The organism is Rhizobium sp. 10N427 (assembly GCF_056394605.1).
In genome coordinates this window covers 105,005-118,885 of the sequence record NZ_JBFTID010000002.1, presented here as the reverse complement: position 1 = coordinate 118,885, position 13,881 = coordinate 105,005, and the positions used below count along the sequence as shown (strand labels likewise).

At 60.3% G+C, this 13,881-nt stretch carries 13 protein-coding genes; 7 read left to right on the top strand and 6 right to left on the bottom strand.

What is annotated here, in order from left to right; all coding sequences use genetic code 11:
- Positions 1 to 65 precede the first annotated feature (65 nt).
- From AC1DIJ_RS05025 to AC1DIJ_RS05010, 4 genes are all read left to right on the top strand, one after another.
- Positions 66 to 2,654 carry a mechanosensitive ion channel family protein gene (locus AC1DIJ_RS05025; protein ID WP_112387084.1) on the top strand — a complete coding sequence of 863 codons (2,589 nt, stop codon included), beginning with the start codon at positions 66 to 68 and terminating at the stop codon, positions 2,652 to 2,654.
- Positions 2,655 to 2,777: 123 nt separating this feature from the next.
- A complete protein-coding gene (locus AC1DIJ_RS05020; protein ID WP_112387085.1) occupies positions 2,778 to 3,041 on the top strand; it encodes a hypothetical protein in 264 nt (87 codons plus the stop codon).
- A gap of 213 nt (positions 3,042 to 3,254) precedes the next feature.
- Complete coding sequence (locus AC1DIJ_RS05015) at positions 3,255 to 4,085, top strand: response regulator (protein ID WP_112387086.1); 831 nt, start codon at positions 3,255 to 3,257, stop codon at positions 4,083 to 4,085.
- Between the two features lie 210 nt (positions 4,086 to 4,295).
- Entirely contained in the window at positions 4,296 to 5,627 is a 1,332-nt protein-coding gene (locus AC1DIJ_RS05010; RefSeq protein ID WP_112387087.1) for a diguanylate cyclase, read from the top strand.
- A gap of 37 nt (positions 5,628 to 5,664) precedes the next feature.
- Here AC1DIJ_RS05010 and AC1DIJ_RS05005 read toward each other — a convergent pair whose 3' ends face one another.
- The 3 genes from AC1DIJ_RS05005 to AC1DIJ_RS04995 all read right to left on the bottom strand — a co-directional run bounded on the left by AC1DIJ_RS05005 (position 5,665) and on the right by AC1DIJ_RS04995 (position 7,458).
- Complete coding sequence (locus tag AC1DIJ_RS05005) at positions 5,665 to 6,684, bottom strand: GlxA family transcriptional regulator (protein ID WP_112387088.1); 1,020 nt, start codon at positions 6,682 to 6,684, stop codon at positions 5,665 to 5,667.
- A gap of 293 nt (positions 6,685 to 6,977) precedes the next feature.
- Positions 6,978 to 7,172, bottom strand: a complete 195-nt coding sequence (locus AC1DIJ_RS05000; protein ID WP_112387089.1) for a hypothetical protein — start codon at positions 7,170 to 7,172, stop codon at positions 6,978 to 6,980.
- A 64-nt stretch (positions 7,173 to 7,236) separates the two neighbouring features.
- Positions 7,237 to 7,458 carry a hypothetical protein gene (locus AC1DIJ_RS04995; protein WP_112387090.1) on the bottom strand — a complete coding sequence of 74 codons (222 nt, stop codon included), beginning with the start codon at positions 7,456 to 7,458 and terminating at the stop codon, positions 7,237 to 7,239.
- Between the two features lie 68 nt (positions 7,459 to 7,526).
- Here AC1DIJ_RS04995 and AC1DIJ_RS04990 point away from each other — a divergent pair, with 68 nt between their 5' ends.
- On the top strand, positions 7,527 to 8,468 hold the full coding sequence (locus tag AC1DIJ_RS04990) for a LysR family transcriptional regulator (protein WP_477831255.1): 942 nt from the start codon (positions 7,527 to 7,529) through the stop codon (positions 8,466 to 8,468).
- Between the two features lie 96 nt (positions 8,469 to 8,564).
- Positions 8,565 to 8,720 (top strand): entericidin domain-containing protein, encoded by a 156-nt coding sequence (locus AC1DIJ_RS04985; RefSeq protein WP_112387092.1) that lies wholly within the window; start codon positions 8,565 to 8,567, stop codon positions 8,718 to 8,720.
- Here AC1DIJ_RS04985 and AC1DIJ_RS04980 read toward each other — a convergent pair whose 3' ends face one another.
- Together AC1DIJ_RS04980 and AC1DIJ_RS04975 are read right to left on the bottom strand one after the other, a co-directional pair.
- Entirely contained in the window at positions 8,721 to 9,071 is a 351-nt protein-coding gene (locus tag AC1DIJ_RS04980; RefSeq protein WP_112387093.1) for a hypothetical protein, read from the bottom strand.
- An 88-nt stretch (positions 9,072 to 9,159) separates the two neighbouring features.
- The gene (locus tag AC1DIJ_RS04975) at positions 9,160 to 10,158 is read right to left on the bottom strand and encodes a glycine betaine ABC transporter substrate-binding protein (protein ID WP_112387094.1); all 999 of its coding nucleotides are present in this window, start codon (positions 10,156 to 10,158) and stop codon (positions 9,160 to 9,162) included.
- Positions 10,159 to 10,609: 451 nt separating this feature from the next.
- Between AC1DIJ_RS04975 and AC1DIJ_RS04970 the strand changes: the two genes are divergently transcribed.
- Complete coding sequence (locus AC1DIJ_RS04970) at positions 10,610 to 12,064, top strand: cobyric acid synthase (protein WP_112387095.1); 1,455 nt, start codon at positions 10,610 to 10,612, stop codon at positions 12,062 to 12,064.
- Here the strand turns inward: AC1DIJ_RS04970 and AC1DIJ_RS04965 are convergent.
- Positions 12,061 to 13,851, bottom strand: coding sequence for a chloride channel protein (locus AC1DIJ_RS04965; protein ID WP_112387096.1), 1,791 nt, complete (start codon positions 13,849 to 13,851; stop codon positions 12,061 to 12,063). The two genes, AC1DIJ_RS04970 and AC1DIJ_RS04965, sit on opposite strands and share 4 nt — an antisense overlap.
- Positions 13,852 to 13,881 lie beyond the last annotated feature (30 nt).

The following is a 13,881-nucleotide window of genomic DNA, read 5'->3' as shown; positions in this document are numbered from 1 at the left end:
TCTGTCGCCTTTCTTTGCTATAAGAAGCGGCCTCATCGATAAAAGCGAATCCTGCGGGGATTATTTTGCGGCTCAACCATTTCCTGCTTCGACCCTTCGTACTCGTGGCGCTGACGCTGGCGACGCTCGTTCAGTCCGTGGGTGTGCCGCTGGCGCAGGTCACACAGCCCGCTGCTCCCGCCGTTTCCCAACCGCAGCCGGCACCCGCTCCTGCGGCCGCCGCAACTCCGGCCCCGGCCGCAGATGCGCCGCTTGCTAATAGCGGCCTCGATCAGGCGCTGAAGGATATCGAGGCGGCGAAGAAGAAGCTCGCGGCCTATCAGGAGAGCGCCAAAGTCAATTCCGACAATGACGATGGGCTGGTGACGCTCTCCGGTCAGGTCGACGAGCTCGGCCGTGCCGTGATCGCTACATCCGTCGGCCTGCGTCCGCGCTTCGACCAGATCAAGAACCGCCTTGCCGAAATCGGCGAGCCGCCGAAGGACGGGCAGCCGCCGGAAGCGGAGATCGTCACCAACGAGCGCAACGCGCTGACCGCCGAGCGGTCGCAGATCAACGCCGTGACTGGTGATGCCGAGAACCTGTCGATGGCGGTCAACAAGCTGATCAACGAGGTTGCCGAAACCCGCCGCCGTCTGTTTGCCGCAACGCTTCTGCGCCGCACCGATGTGTCGATGTCGGTTCTCGACGATGCCGGCAGCGCCTTCCTCACCGAGATCGGCAAGTTCAACGACGCCATGACCGGCTGGATGGTGTTCGTCTGGAAGTTCAAGCGGTTGCCGCTGTTCACCGCGCTCTTGCTGTCGCTGGCGACCGCGCTGATCCTGTTGTCGGGGGGCTACCGGATCTTCGGCGGCTACCTGAAGCGCGACGATGGCATCGAGCATCCGAGCTACATCAGCCGCCTGTCGATTGCGTTCTGGGCAACGGTGATCCGCACATCGTCGCTGGCCGCACTGCTCGTCACGTCCTATTTCTTCCTCGACAGTTTCAATGTGCTCCGGCCGGATATCGCCCCTGTGATTGCCGCGCTGTTTGGTGCGATCGGGCTCATCTATTTCGTTCGGCGTTTCACCAATGCCGTGTTTGCACCGCGCGAACCGCATTGGCGGCTGGTCAGGCTTTCCAATCGCGGCGCACAGTCGATCGGCGCCTGCCTGCTGGCCATGGCTGTCGTCAACGCGCTCGATTATCTGTTCGGCAGCGTCAGCGAGGCGATGGGATCGCCGCTGGTTCTGACCGTGGTGCGCAGCCTGATCGCCGCGATGATCATCGGTTTGATCCTGATTGCCGCTTCTTTCGGACGGCCGATGCTCGCCCGGGGCGGCGATCCGGATGCGCCGGGCCGCCATTGGCCGCGCGGCATGGCGATCATCCTGAGGGTGCTTGGCGTCGGCCTGATCGTCACCGCGCTGACGGGCTATGTTGGCCTGGCACGCTTCGTCGCAACCCAGTTGATCATCACGGGCGCGATCGTCGTCACCACTTATATCGGCTTGCTGTCGGGCAAGGCGATCTCGAAGACGGAGACGTTCGGCGACACTTTCATCGGCCGCTTCCTCAGCCAGCGTTTCAAGCTGGGGGCGGTTGCCATCGATCAGGCGGGCCTTGTAGCAGGTCTTGCGATCTATGCCGTGGCGTTGATGACCGGCATACCGCTCGTGCTCCTTCTCTGGGGCTTCCATATCCAGGATCTCCAGCAGATCGCCTACAGGCTGTTCACCGAGGTTCGCCTTGGCGGCATCAGCATTTCGCTGGTGGGGATATTTACGGGCATCCTGCTGTTTGCCGGCGGCTATCTGGTGACGCGCTGGGTGCAGCGCTGGCTTGACGGCAATGTCATGGCGCGGAGCCATGTCGATATCGGCGTTCGCAACTCGGTCAAGACCGGCATCGGCTATCTCGGTGTCGGCGTTGCGGCGATCGTCGGCGTCTCGGCTGCTGGCATCGACCTTTCGAGCCTGGCGCTCGTCGCCTCTGCCCTGTCGGTCGGTATCGGTTTTGGCCTGCAGAACATCGTCTCGAATTTCGTTTCCGGCCTGATCCTGCTGGTCGAGCGGCCGTTCAAGGTCGGCGACCATGTCGTCTCAGGCACGGCCGAGGGTATTGTCACGCGTATCTCGGTGCGCGCCACAGAGATCGAGACCTTCCGCAAGCAGTCGATCATCGTGCCGAATTCGGAGCTGATCAATGCCGCGGTTGGCAACTGGACGCATCGCAACAAGGTCGGCCGTTCGGAAATTCCGGTGTCCGTCAGCTACGAGGCGGATCCGCAGAAGGTGATGGATATCCTCTTGGAGCTGGTGAACGCCGTACCGCAGGTGCTGCGTAATCCGGAACCGCATGTGGAGTTCCTGCGCTTCGGCACCTATTCGCTGGATTTCGAACTGCGCTTCATGCTCGCCGATATGGGCGACGGCCTGAAGGTGCGCAACGGTTTGCGCATCGCCATCCTCAAGCGGTTCAGGGAAGAGGGCATCGAGATTCCGCTGCCGCAGAGCGACATCACCTATCATCGCGAGAATGCTTTGCCTCCAGCGCCAGCGGCAAAGCCGTCGATGGAGGAAAATCTTCAGGATAAAACGCCGAAGGATGATGGTGGCTCCGTCCGCCAGTTGCGCGGCAAGGCCGCCGATGGCACTCTCAAGGGGTAAGGGGTCTTATTCAGCGGCCATTCACGCGCCGTTGGCTATAAGATCCTGGCAATCGGGTTTTCGCTGCTGGGGGCAGCAGCGCCGATAAGCCCTTGGGGAGGGCGCCTACAGGCGCCGTTGTGAATGGCAAGACTTGCCGTTGGACTGCTTCTTTCCCTCTTTGCCGCTGCAAACGTGTGGGCGGCAACCGTCACCAATACCGATCCCGCCGCCGTCGTGGTTGTCATCACCGAAGGCGGCAACAAGGTCGAGATCGTCGTCGATAGCGGCGCTTCCGAGACGCTGTGTGCGTCCGGGTGCTTCATGACCGCACCTGATGGCGACCGGATCGGGCTTGATGGCGGAGAGACGATCGATATCGTCAAGGGCTCGGCCGTCATCAAGTAGCCGGGGCCTGCACCCTGGCCGCGCAGGGCTGCGGTTTTCGCAGCCTCACCGGTATGCGCGCGCACACTCTCTTAATCATAAGAATAAGAAAGCATTTGCCGCGATCTGCAAGAACTTCCGGGCGGGTTTTCCGGGTGCCTCGATTAATCATTATTCAAATGAATTGATATATCTGTCTCATCCAGGGACACATTTTCATTCAAAGGTTTTGCTATGTCGTTTTTAGGTATTTCGGGAATGCAATATTCCGGCGAAATGTTTGCGGGTGCGCGTATTATTCTCGCGGAAGATTCCAATGTCTTCACGTCGATGATCAGCGCTCGGCTCAAGGAGCTTTTTGATATCAATGTCGAGGTCTGCCGCAATTTCGAAGACCTCCAGCTGGCCTATGACAAGTCCTCCGACCCGATCACGCTAGCAATCTCGAACATCAATCTTCCCGGCGCCGAAAAGGGTGAAGCGCTCGAATATCTGGTGGATCTCAGCATCCCGACGATCGTCTTTACCGGCACTTTCCACGAAGGCCTGCGCGACGAACTGATGGCCAAGGATATCGTCGACTACATCCTCAAGGACAATGTTTTCGCCGTCGATCTGCTGGCCGAATCCATTTGCCGATTCCTCACCAACAAGCGTCATCACGTGCTGATCGTCGATGACAGCGCCACGGCCCGCGCGCTGCTCTCCAGCCGCCTGAAGCGCTATAATTTCCGCGTCAGCGTTGCCGAAAGCGGAGCCAAGGCGCTCGAGATCCTCAAGGCCAACCGCGATATCGGCCTGATGGTCACCGATTACAACATGCCTGACATTGACGGCTTTGAACTGACGCGCCGCATTCGCGCCAGCATCGGCTCCCACGAACTGCGCATCATCGGCGTCTCGTCGTCGTCGAACCGGCTGTTGTCGGCGCGCTTCCTGAAGGCCGGCGGGAACGATTTCATGCTGCGTCCGTTCATCGACGAGGAGTTCTATTGCCGCGTCAATCAGAACCTCGACACATTGCTGCAAATCAAGACGATGAAACGGGAACGGGCGGTTGCCTGAGACGAGTGATCCTGAGCCGCGGAGTATGGAAGGTCCCCGATCGACGCGGGGACCTGCTGCCGTTGTTAAGAGACTTCGAATTTCTGCAATTTCAGGTTATTTTGAGCCTGTTCTGCCTCTTCACCCAATTGGGTGTGTCCGCTATCGTCCAAGCTGTTATGGGGACAGCCGATTCGGCTGCTCCAGGCGCCGCGGGGAGTAAGGGACTGGATGGCTTTTCAGGCGGATTTCAATCGGGATAGCTCTGTGCCGCGTTTTGGCGGGCACAAAATACTTCTGGTTGAAGATTCCCGGATGTTTTCTGCCGTTTTGTGCCACCGCTTCCAGACCGAGCTCGGTCTCAACGTCAAGACGTGCCCTTCGCTCAAGGCGCTTCAGGAAGCGCTGGCCCAGGATCCGCATGGCTATACGATGGCCGTCGTCGATCTGAACCTGCCGGATTCGCCTTATGGCGAGGCACTGGATTGCGCCATCGAGCACAAGATCCCGGCCATCGTCTTCACCGCCACCTTCGACATTGCGACGCGCAACCGGATTATGGAGCGCAACGTCATCGACTATGTGCTCAAGGACAACGAGTTTGCGCTCGATAACCTGGTTGGCACCGTGCGCAGGGCAATCCTGAACCGCAAGACCCGGGTTCTCGTCGTCGATGACGTCCAATCCGCCCGCCAGGTCCTGGTCGATCTGCTGACGGCGCAGCAATATATGGTGGTCGAGGCGAATTCCGGACTTGAGGCGCTGGCGGCGCTGGAGGCATACAGCGATATTGAGCTTGTGGTTACCGACCATCATATGCCCGATATGAGCGGCTACGAGCTGACGCGGCGTATCCGCCACCGGTTCGGATCCGACAAGATCCGGGTGATCGGCGTGTCTTCGTCGAACGACAGGATGCTGTCGGCGAGTTTCCTGAAGGCCGGCGCCAGCGATTTCGTCTACCGGCCCTTCGTTGCCGAAGAGCTGCAGTGCCGGATCGCCAACAATGTCGAGACGCTGACGCAGTTGAAGCAGCTGAGGGCGGCGGCGGCCTGCGATTATCTCACCGGCCTCTACAATCGCCGCTATTTCTACGATTCAGGCCCCAAAGTCGTGAACCAGTGTCTGCGCCAGAAGGCGGTAAGCTCGGTTGCCATTCTCGACATCGACCACTTCAAGCGGCTGAACGATACTTATGGCCATGAGATCGGCGACAAGGTTCTGATCGCCGTCGCCGCGCGCCTGGCAACGATCTTCGAGGGCAGCGACAATCTTCTCTCGCGGCTCGGCGGCGAGGAATTCGCGATCTTGTTTCCGATGATGGATTCGCATGCCGCCACAAAGCTGTGCGACGAAGTCCGGTCCGATCTGTCACGGCTGAAGGTATCGGCTGATGACGAGGAGCTGTCGGTGACCGTTTCGATCGGCGTTGCCGAGATTGCCGGCTACGAGAGCTTCGAGAACTATCTGAATGCTGCTGACCAGTTTCTCTATATGGCCAAGCACAAGGGCCGCAACATGGTCTATTCGGATGCCCGCATGACGCAGGAAGCGGCGCAATAGACGCCGCTTCGCATTTTCGATCTCAATCGTCTGGTTTTCAGGCTGCCAGCGCCTGACGCGCGGTCGCCATCGTCATCTTGCGCTCGGCGCGCTCCTGCTGGGGCGAGCGGTTGTAGAGTTCGCGATAACACTTGGAGAAGTGCGAAGCGGAGACGAAACCGCAGGCGACCGCCACTTCGACGACAGGCATCGACGACTGCACCAGCAGATGGCGGGCGCGGTCGAGGCGGATCTCGAGATAGTAGCGGGCAGGGGAGCGGCCCATTTCCTGACGGAACAGGCGCTCGATCTGGCGGCGCGAAAGACCGGCGCCATCGGCGATTTCCAGCAGCGACAGCGGCTCCGCAAGATTGCCTTCCATCAGCTCGATAATGGAGAGAACCTTGGCGTTCTGGACGCCGAGGCGAGCGCGCAGCGGCAGGCGCTGGCGGTCGTGCGGGCTGCGGACGCGGTCCGTCAGGTGCTGCTCACAGATGCGGTTGACGAGGCTCTCGCCGAAATCCTGGCCGACGAGGTTCAGCATCATGTCCAGTGAGGCAGTGCCGCCGGCGCAGGTATAGAGATTGCTGTCCACTTCATAGAGGTCGGCATAGACCTCCGCCTGCGGGAAGGCTTCGGAGAAGCCCGGCAGGTTTTCCCAGTGGATCGCGCAGCGCTTGCCATTCAGGAGCCCGGCCTGAGCAAGCACATGCGCGCCCGTACAGAGACTGCCGACGGCGACGCCGCGGTTATAGCTTTCACGAAGCCAGGCATTGACCGACTTGTTGTTGAAATCCTCGACATCGATGCCCGAACAGACCAGCACCATGCTCGGGCGGTTCTCGCCGCCGAGATGGCGGCGCTCTTCGGCGAGCGAGGAATTGGCTTCGACGCCGATGCCGCAGGAAGAATAGACCTTGTTGCCGTCAACCGAGGTGAGGCGCCACGTATAGGCCTGATAGCCGAGCATGCGGTTGGCGATACGCAGCGTGTCGATCGCCGCCGAAAAGGGCAGCATGGTGAACTGGGGAACCATAAAGAAGACGAGTGAGCGCTTCTTGGTCAGCATCTTGTTCATGAGCAAAATCCATGCTGGAGGGCGATGCGCTATTGGTGCGTGGAATGCGTCGCTTAGATGTTCTGAAAGCGACATTCGCATGGAAATCTGCGGCTGATAAGCGCTATTTTGCGACATGCCGCTCTAAGTGGCCTGCCAAATGCGCGACGGCTTCGTCAAAAGTCGCAAGCTGAAACTGATTTCAAATATATGCGTCTGAAATTCAAGATTAAATTTCACCAGTCCGGAAACGATGAGGGCGGCGCTGCCATTAGCAGGGCGCCGCCCTCACGCTGGGAGGTATGTCGCATTCATTACATATCCTTGCGGTCATCCGCTGCTTCTGCCGACGGATAGCCAACGTCCTTGCGGACGTCGAACGGCATGGATTCGATTTCGCGTGCTGCCTTCCACTGGTGCCATGCGTGCGACGCCTTGTGCAGAAGGCTGCCGACGTCGAAATGCAGGCCGGATGAGCTCTTGCTATCCCGATAGGTGATGGTGGTCATTTTCCTTGTCCTTTGATCGTTGAGCGTCTTGCGCCCGTTACCTGATATGGGCCTTTGGTATCCATCAATCAAACGAATAGATTTTATGGATACCATCAGTTTTGTTGAAGGTCTTTCGCATCAATTCGCGTTCGGCAGATGCGGAAGCGTAGGGATCGACATCGGCGATAAGGTGGTGCGGCAAGGCCGTCATCTGACGCATGGTGTTGTCCCATGCGGCCCGCTGGATCTGCCGCGAACGGAACGCGAAGAAGGCGTCGATTGCAGAATGGACGGTGTCAGTCATCATGGCCTCCTCTTTGTCTATCAGCCATGGGTGAAATATAAGGTTCGATTGACTTTCAGCCAAACGAAATGATATGGTGCTTAAGATCAGAAAAATTGAAAGATGCGCCGATGACGATGCCCTTTCGCAGGCCAATCCCGCTTCTCGATAACGATGTTCTGCGCACCTTCGTGGCGATCGCGGAAACCGGCAATTTTTCGACGGCCGCCGAAGCGGTGTTCAGAACACCCTCTGCCGTCTCCATGCAGATCAAGAAGCTCGAAGAGCAGCTCGGCGCGACATTGTTCCTGCGCGACGCCCGCTCGGTGACGCTGACGCAGCATGGCGAGCTGTTGCTCACCTATGCGCGCAATATCCTGGCGCTGTCGAACGAAGCCGTGTCGCGCTTCATCATGCCCGAGCTCAGCGGCGTGGTGCGCCTCGGCGCGCCCGAAGATATCGGCGAACGGCTGCTGCCGAGCATTCTCAAGAGTTTCGCCGAAAGCTATCCCGGCATCATGGTCGATGTGACCATCGATATGAGCATCGGGCTGAAGAAGCGGATGGAAGAGCAGCGCCTCGATCTGGCGCTCGTCAATTTCGCCACCAGGCCGTTCCCGACCGGCGGAGAGATCGTCTACCGCGAGAAGCTTGTCTGGGCCGGCGCCAAGTGCGGCACGGCGCACCGCAAGGAACCCCTGCCGATCTCGATCTGGGAAGAGGGCTGCATCTGGCGCCAGGAAGCGCTATCGCAGCTTGAGCGCAACAAGCGGCCCTATCGCGTTGCCTATCTCAGCGGCCATACGATGGCGCAGAGGGCGGCTGTGGTTTCCGATCTGGCGATTGCGCCGCTACCGCGCTCTTATGTCAGCGACGATATGGTGATCCTCGGCGCGCAGGAGGGCCTGCCGGAGCTCGGCTCCTTCGAGATTCGCCTTCTGACGGCGTCGCAACTCTCTGGTCCGATGCAGGCGGTTGCCGACAGCATCCGCTTTGCCTTTGCTGAAAAAGCGAAGGCCGCGGCTGCCTAAACCATTCTGGCGTGAACCTTTTTGGCTTTGATGCGTTTATCGGCCGGAGCGGCGTTCGCCGCTTCGGAGAGGTCATATTTTCAAAGGAATTCCACGATGACGACCACAGCCAAAATCGGCGCTGCCCTCATGCTCCTGCTTGCTCTTTCGTCCTGCGGCAACACGATCCGCGGCGTCGGCCGCGATACGGCCAACGCCGTCAATGCGACACAGGATGCCGGCCGGTCCGTCGATCGGGCCGCACGCCGCTAATCAGATCTTGGCTGCCGGATAGGCCCTTTCAAGGCCGCCGGAGCGCACCAGTCCAGTGCGGAAGGCCTCATAGGCCGGATGCTGGCTGGACTTGGCGGCTTCCATCAGGCGGACTTGAAGGCGGTCCGGAGCGGCTGAGCCGATCCATTTCCCCGTCGTTTCAAGCTTCAGCGAATTGAGAAACCGGCTCTCGGCCGATTGATCGAGATAGCGGTGCAGGCCGTCGACCAGATTGTCGTCCTGCGCCGCATTCTCCATCAGGAGCTGGAGGTAGGACTTGTCGGCATCGCTGCTGCCGGCAAATTTCTGGGCAACAGTGTCGCGATCGGGAAAGGAAGCGGCGGGGGTCATTAAGCACCTGCAATATCAATGGGCGCAGCCTGGCTGCGTTTTCGTTGTCGAAGCCATATCATGACGGCGCTGGCCTTCGCGAAGCTTGCTAAAGCGCTCGCTTCACCCGGGCCGCCACTTCTTCGGGCACCCACAGGGTCCAGAGCTCCGGGTAATTCTGCAGAAAGTAGATGGCGGCGTTGCGGCTGCTTTCACCGTTTTCGTCCTGCCATGCCAGCACGTCGTTGATCGTGCCGTTGTCCCATCTGCGCTTGCGAAGATAATCCATCGCCGGACCGGCGCGGTCTGCGAATGACCTTGTGGTGACGGTGAAGGCCTGGGATGTCGGATAAGCGTTGCGCTCGGGCTTGGCGCATCCGGGGACGGAGGTGCAGTTGTCCCACTCTGCCTGGTCGAAGGGGACACCCATCGCCAGCCGCACCATCTCGTATTTTCCGGCGACCGCAGTCGGCGCCCAGTAGTAACCGAGCCAGCCGCGCTTGTCGGCAAAGGCATCGGCAATCGATGCATCGAGCGACCGCGGCGTTTCAGCTCCTATGAGGTCAAAGCCTTTCTCTTCTGCATGGAAGGCATTGTAGATGTTCTGCGTCGAGATCTTGCAGGCCCAGCCGGTTGGACAATTGAATATCGCAGCCTTGTCCGTCGATCCGTCGCCCGGAAAGAGATCCGGACGGGCGAGGGCGTCTTCCAGCGTCCTGATGGATGGGTTGGCGTCGGCGACGAATTTCGGGATCCACAGACCTTCGACTGCGCCTTCCGAGAGGATTTCGGCGCCTTCGACAAGGCGGCCGGCGGTAATGGCATCGTCCAGTTCGGTCTGGACGCCCTTGACCCAGAGTTCCGGCGCGACGTCCGGCGTCGATTTTCCGTTCATCGAGGCGAAGGTCGGCATGGTGTCGCCGGGGACGATCTTGACGTCACAGCCATAGCCGGCTTCGAGAATGATCCTGTCAAAATTCGCGGCGATGGCGGCCGAGCCCCACTTCATCTCGGCAATCGAGACGTTTCCGCAATCGGATGCCGCGGCCGAGGTCGCAAACGCGCAGACAAGGGCGGCGAATAACAGCATTTTTCCTGCGGTCTTCATCTGCACATCCTTATTTCCACTCAGGATTTTTAATTTTGCAAATGCTAGCGCAGAAAAGGTTGCGGTCAACTTTCCGCAGTTGAACTTTTTTGGCCTAAAATATTGATTTATAAAGGCTAATATTAGCGACTCCTGTCGCATTCAGCCGGGCGCGCCGATGCGCAGCGCACAAGCCGCCGCCAACAAAAGTTCAAAAAAGGTCAAAATTCATGTTTGCTTAAGGCCTCAATAACTCTCCGGTAAGGATGTCGCGTTATCAGTGTAGCCACGGCGGGGGACAAACCGCCGGTTCTCCGGATCAGGTTTTGCGTCCCGGAGAAGACGAGTTTCGCCGTGTATGGGCGAATACGCCAGAGTTTACGGCAAACCGCGCGGCTTACTGCCTGCGCGGTTTTCGTGTTTTTGGCCCTGCCGTTGACCGCGCGAGGCAACGCGTTGTAGGCCTCGTCACATGACCAAAGCCATCATGCTGCAGGGAACAGGATCGGATGTCGGCAAGACGGTGCTCGTCGCCGGGCTCTGCCGGCTGGCGGCCAATCGCGGACTGACGGTGCGGCCCTTCAAGCCGCAGAACATGTCCAACAATGCCGCCGTTGCCGACGATGGCGGCGAGATCGGCCGCGCGCAGTGGCTGCAGTCCCTTGCTGCGCGCACACCGTCATCTGTTCATATGAACCCGGTGCTTTTGAAGCCGCAATCGGAGAATGGCAGCCAGATCATCGTCCAGGGCAAGGTCTGGGGGCAGGCAAAGGGGCGTGACTATCAGCGTCTAAAGCCACAACTGCTTGAATTTGTACTGTCGAGTTTCGCCACGGTTTCCGAGGGCGCCGATCTGGTGATCGTCGAAGGCGCGGGATCGCCGGCGGAGATCAACCTGCGCCCGGGCGATATCGCCAATATGGGTTTTGCGACAAGGGCCGGCGTGCCGGTCGTGCTGGTCGGCGATATCGATCGCGGCGGCGTCATCGCCTCGCTCGTTGGGACGCATGCGATTCTCGACGACACCGATCGGGTGATGATATCAGGCTATATCATCAACAAGTTCCGCGGCGACGTCTCGCTTTTCGACGACGGGATTGCCGCGATCGGTCGCTATACCGGCTGGCCTTGCTTCGGTGTTATCCCTTGGCTGAAAGCGGCGGGCGGGCTGCCTGCGGAGGATTCGGTCGTTCTTGAAAAGCTGGCGCGCGGTTCGTCGGCGGCGCTTAAAATTGCTGTCCCTGTCCTGCCGCGGATCGCCAATTTCGACGATCTCGACCCGCTTAGAGCCGAAGACGACGTCGAGCTGGTGTTCGTGGGCGCCGGGGAGCGTCTGCCCGAAGACGCGGCGCTCGTCGTCTTGCCGGGCTCCAAATCGACGATCAGCGACCTTGCCGATTTTCGGGCCGAGGGATGGGATCGCGATCTGACCTCCCATGTCCGGCGCGGCGGCCGGGTGATCGGCATTTGCGGCGGTTACCAGATGCTCGGCCGCAAGGTGCACGATCCGCTCGGCATCGAGGGCGGAACGGCGGAGGTTGACGGGCTCGGCCTGCTCGACGTCGAAACCGTCATGGCGCCGGAGAAGACCGTTCGCAACAGCCATGCTGTTTCTGCCGAATATGGTACGCCGCTGTCAGGCTATCAGATCCATCTCGGCGTGACCGAGGGGGCGGATTGCAGCCGGCCGTCGGCCGTGGTGGACGGTGCCGCGGATGGTGCCGTATCTGCGGATGGACATATCGTCGGCACTTATCTTCACGGCCTGTTTTCCGCCGATGCCTATCGCAGCCGGTTGCTTCAGAGTTTCGGCCTTCACGGCGAAAGGCGCAATTACGCAGAAAGCGTCGATCGGGCGCTGGATGCTGTTGCGGCCGAACTGGAGGCGCATCTCGACCGTGACTGGCTCAAACGGCTGCTTGGCTAGATTTCCCCGGACATTTCGCGGCGCCGCCGGTCGAGCTCTTCGCTGTAGCGGCGCAGCGTGTGGCTTTCGCTGAGCTGGCCGACGACCTTGCGCTCGATCAGATTGTTCAGCACGGCGAGCGCTTCGCTCTCGCTCTTGTCGAAGATGGCGGCTGCCTGCTTGGCATTCATCTGCGGCTGCAGGAAATCGTTCTTGTAGCGCACGAAGCTCTCCAGCCCCTTGCCCTCGTCGTCGGTGGCGATCGGGTTGGCGTGGATTTCCGGCACTAGCACCAGACCGGCATATTTGCCTGAGTCATCGACAAGGATGACGCGTTGCGTGGCGCCGGCGGGAAAGGCCTTCTTGAACTCTTCGACAGTGGTTGCGGCATTGGCGGTCTTGACGTCGGCGCGCATCAGCTTGTCGACCGTCAGATTGCGGATCCAGCCGACATCGTGGGCGCTGCGGATGCTTTCGCCGCGCAGGTGGAAACGCCAGGTGGCGAAGGAGTAGCCGAAGGTGGTGCGCACGACGAGCGAGGACGTGATCACTGCGGCGAGCACCAATACGGTGATCGGGAAGTCGCCGGTGATTTCGAGCGCCAGAAAAGTCATCGTCAGCGGTCCGCCGATGATGGCGACGGCGAGTGAACTCATGCCGACGACGGCGTAGACTTCGGGTGTCAGCGAGGCATGCGCAAAGAACGGCGCGGAATAGGCAAAGAGCTTGCCGAGAAGCGCGCCCATGAACAGCGAGGCGAAGAACAGACCGCCCCTGAAGCCGGAGCCGATCGACACCGCGGATGCAAGCGACTTCAACAGCAGGATGCCGACGAGCGTCGGGATCGCCACCTGATGCGCCAGGTTGAGATGCAGGGCGCCGTGACCTGCCGAAAGCACCTGTGGAGAGATGGTGGCCAGCAGGCCGACGACGATGCCGCCGAGCGCCGGGCGTACCGGCGTCGGTACCGAACTCTTGCGGGCAAGTTCCTCGACAAAGGAAACGCCCTGCATGATCAGGATGCCGGCACCGGCGCAGCAGGCGCCAAGCAGAATGGCCGGCACATAATCGGCCGGCACCACAGTGCCGAATCTGCCGACGTCGATGGTGAAATCGTTGCCTGCGAGCAGCCGTGCCACCAGCGTCGAGAGCAGGGCAGAGACGACGACAGGTGTCAACGAGACGATGGTGTAGGTGCCGATGATCAGCTCGAACGCGTAGAAGGCGCCGGTTAGCGGGGCATTGAAGGCGGCGGCGATGGCGCCCGCCGCACCACAGCCGACGAGGACGCGCAAATCGGCGCGGCGCAGCTGCAGCTTGAGCCCCAGCTTCGAGGCCAGGCCCGCCGCCAGCTGCGTATAGCCGGCCTCGAGCCCGACCGATGCGCCGAAGCCATTGGAGATCAGGTTCTGGATGGCGACGATGATGCTGTCGGTCAGCGAGAGGCGGCCACCATGCAGCGCATTGGCCTCGATCGGGTCGACCATCGGCTTCTTGCGTGTCCTGCTGAGGATGAAGAGCAGCAAGCCGAGAAGCATGCCGCCGCAGACCGGTGCCAGGAGCAGCAGCAGCTTGTTGCTGATATCGGAGGAGCTGAGACGATCGACATCGCTGATGCCGAAGATCAGGCTGTGCATCTCCCGGGAGATCAGGCTCATGCCGGTGACCGCGCAGCCGGAGATGACGCCGACCGCGCCACCGGCGAAAACCATGCCCATTTCGTTCTGGCGCGCCAGCGCACGCAGCCGCGCCAAATCGAATTTGAGATGGCGCCGCGTCAGGCGGCCGATATCGGTTTTCGTGAGCATGATGACAGAACTAGGCGACGGGGAGCAGGA

Excerpts from the sequence above, each read along its gene's own strand:
- AC1DIJ_RS04990 (WP_477831255.1), top strand. The coding sequence starts at position 7,527 with ATGATATGGTGCTTAAGATCAGAAAAATTGAAAGATGCGCCGATGACG.
- AC1DIJ_RS05020 (WP_112387085.1), top strand. The coding sequence starts at position 2,778 with ATGGCAAGACTTGCCGTTGGACTGCTTCTTTCCCTCTTTGCCGCTGCA.
- AC1DIJ_RS04975 (WP_112387094.1), bottom strand. The coding sequence starts at position 10,158 with ATGAAGACCGCAGGAAAAATGCTGTTATTCGCCGCCCTTGTCTGCGCG.
- AC1DIJ_RS05010 (WP_112387087.1), top strand. The coding sequence starts at position 4,296 with ATGGCTTTTCAGGCGGATTTCAATCGGGATAGCTCTGTGCCGCGTTTT.
- AC1DIJ_RS05005 (WP_112387088.1), bottom strand. The coding sequence starts at position 6,684 with ATGAACAAGATGCTGACCAAGAAGCGCTCACTCGTCTTCTTTATGGTT.
- AC1DIJ_RS04980 (WP_112387093.1), bottom strand. The coding sequence starts at position 9,071 with ATGACCCCCGCCGCTTCCTTTCCCGATCGCGACACTGTTGCCCAGAAA.
- AC1DIJ_RS04985 (WP_112387092.1), top strand. The coding sequence starts at position 8,565 with ATGACGACCACAGCCAAAATCGGCGCTGCCCTCATGCTCCTGCTTGCT.
- AC1DIJ_RS04995 (WP_112387090.1), bottom strand. The coding sequence starts at position 7,458 with ATGACTGACACCGTCCATTCTGCAATCGACGCCTTCTTCGCGTTCCGT.
- AC1DIJ_RS05000 (WP_112387089.1), bottom strand. The coding sequence starts at position 7,172 with ATGACCACCATCACCTATCGGGATAGCAAGAGCTCATCCGGCCTGCAT.
- AC1DIJ_RS04965 (WP_112387096.1), bottom strand. The coding sequence starts at position 13,851 with ATGCTCACGAAAACCGATATCGGCCGCCTGACGCGGCGCCATCTCAAA.
- AC1DIJ_RS05015 (WP_112387086.1), top strand. The coding sequence starts at position 3,255 with ATGTCGTTTTTAGGTATTTCGGGAATGCAATATTCCGGCGAAATGTTT.
- AC1DIJ_RS04970 (WP_112387095.1), top strand. The coding sequence starts at position 10,610 with ATGACCAAAGCCATCATGCTGCAGGGAACAGGATCGGATGTCGGCAAG.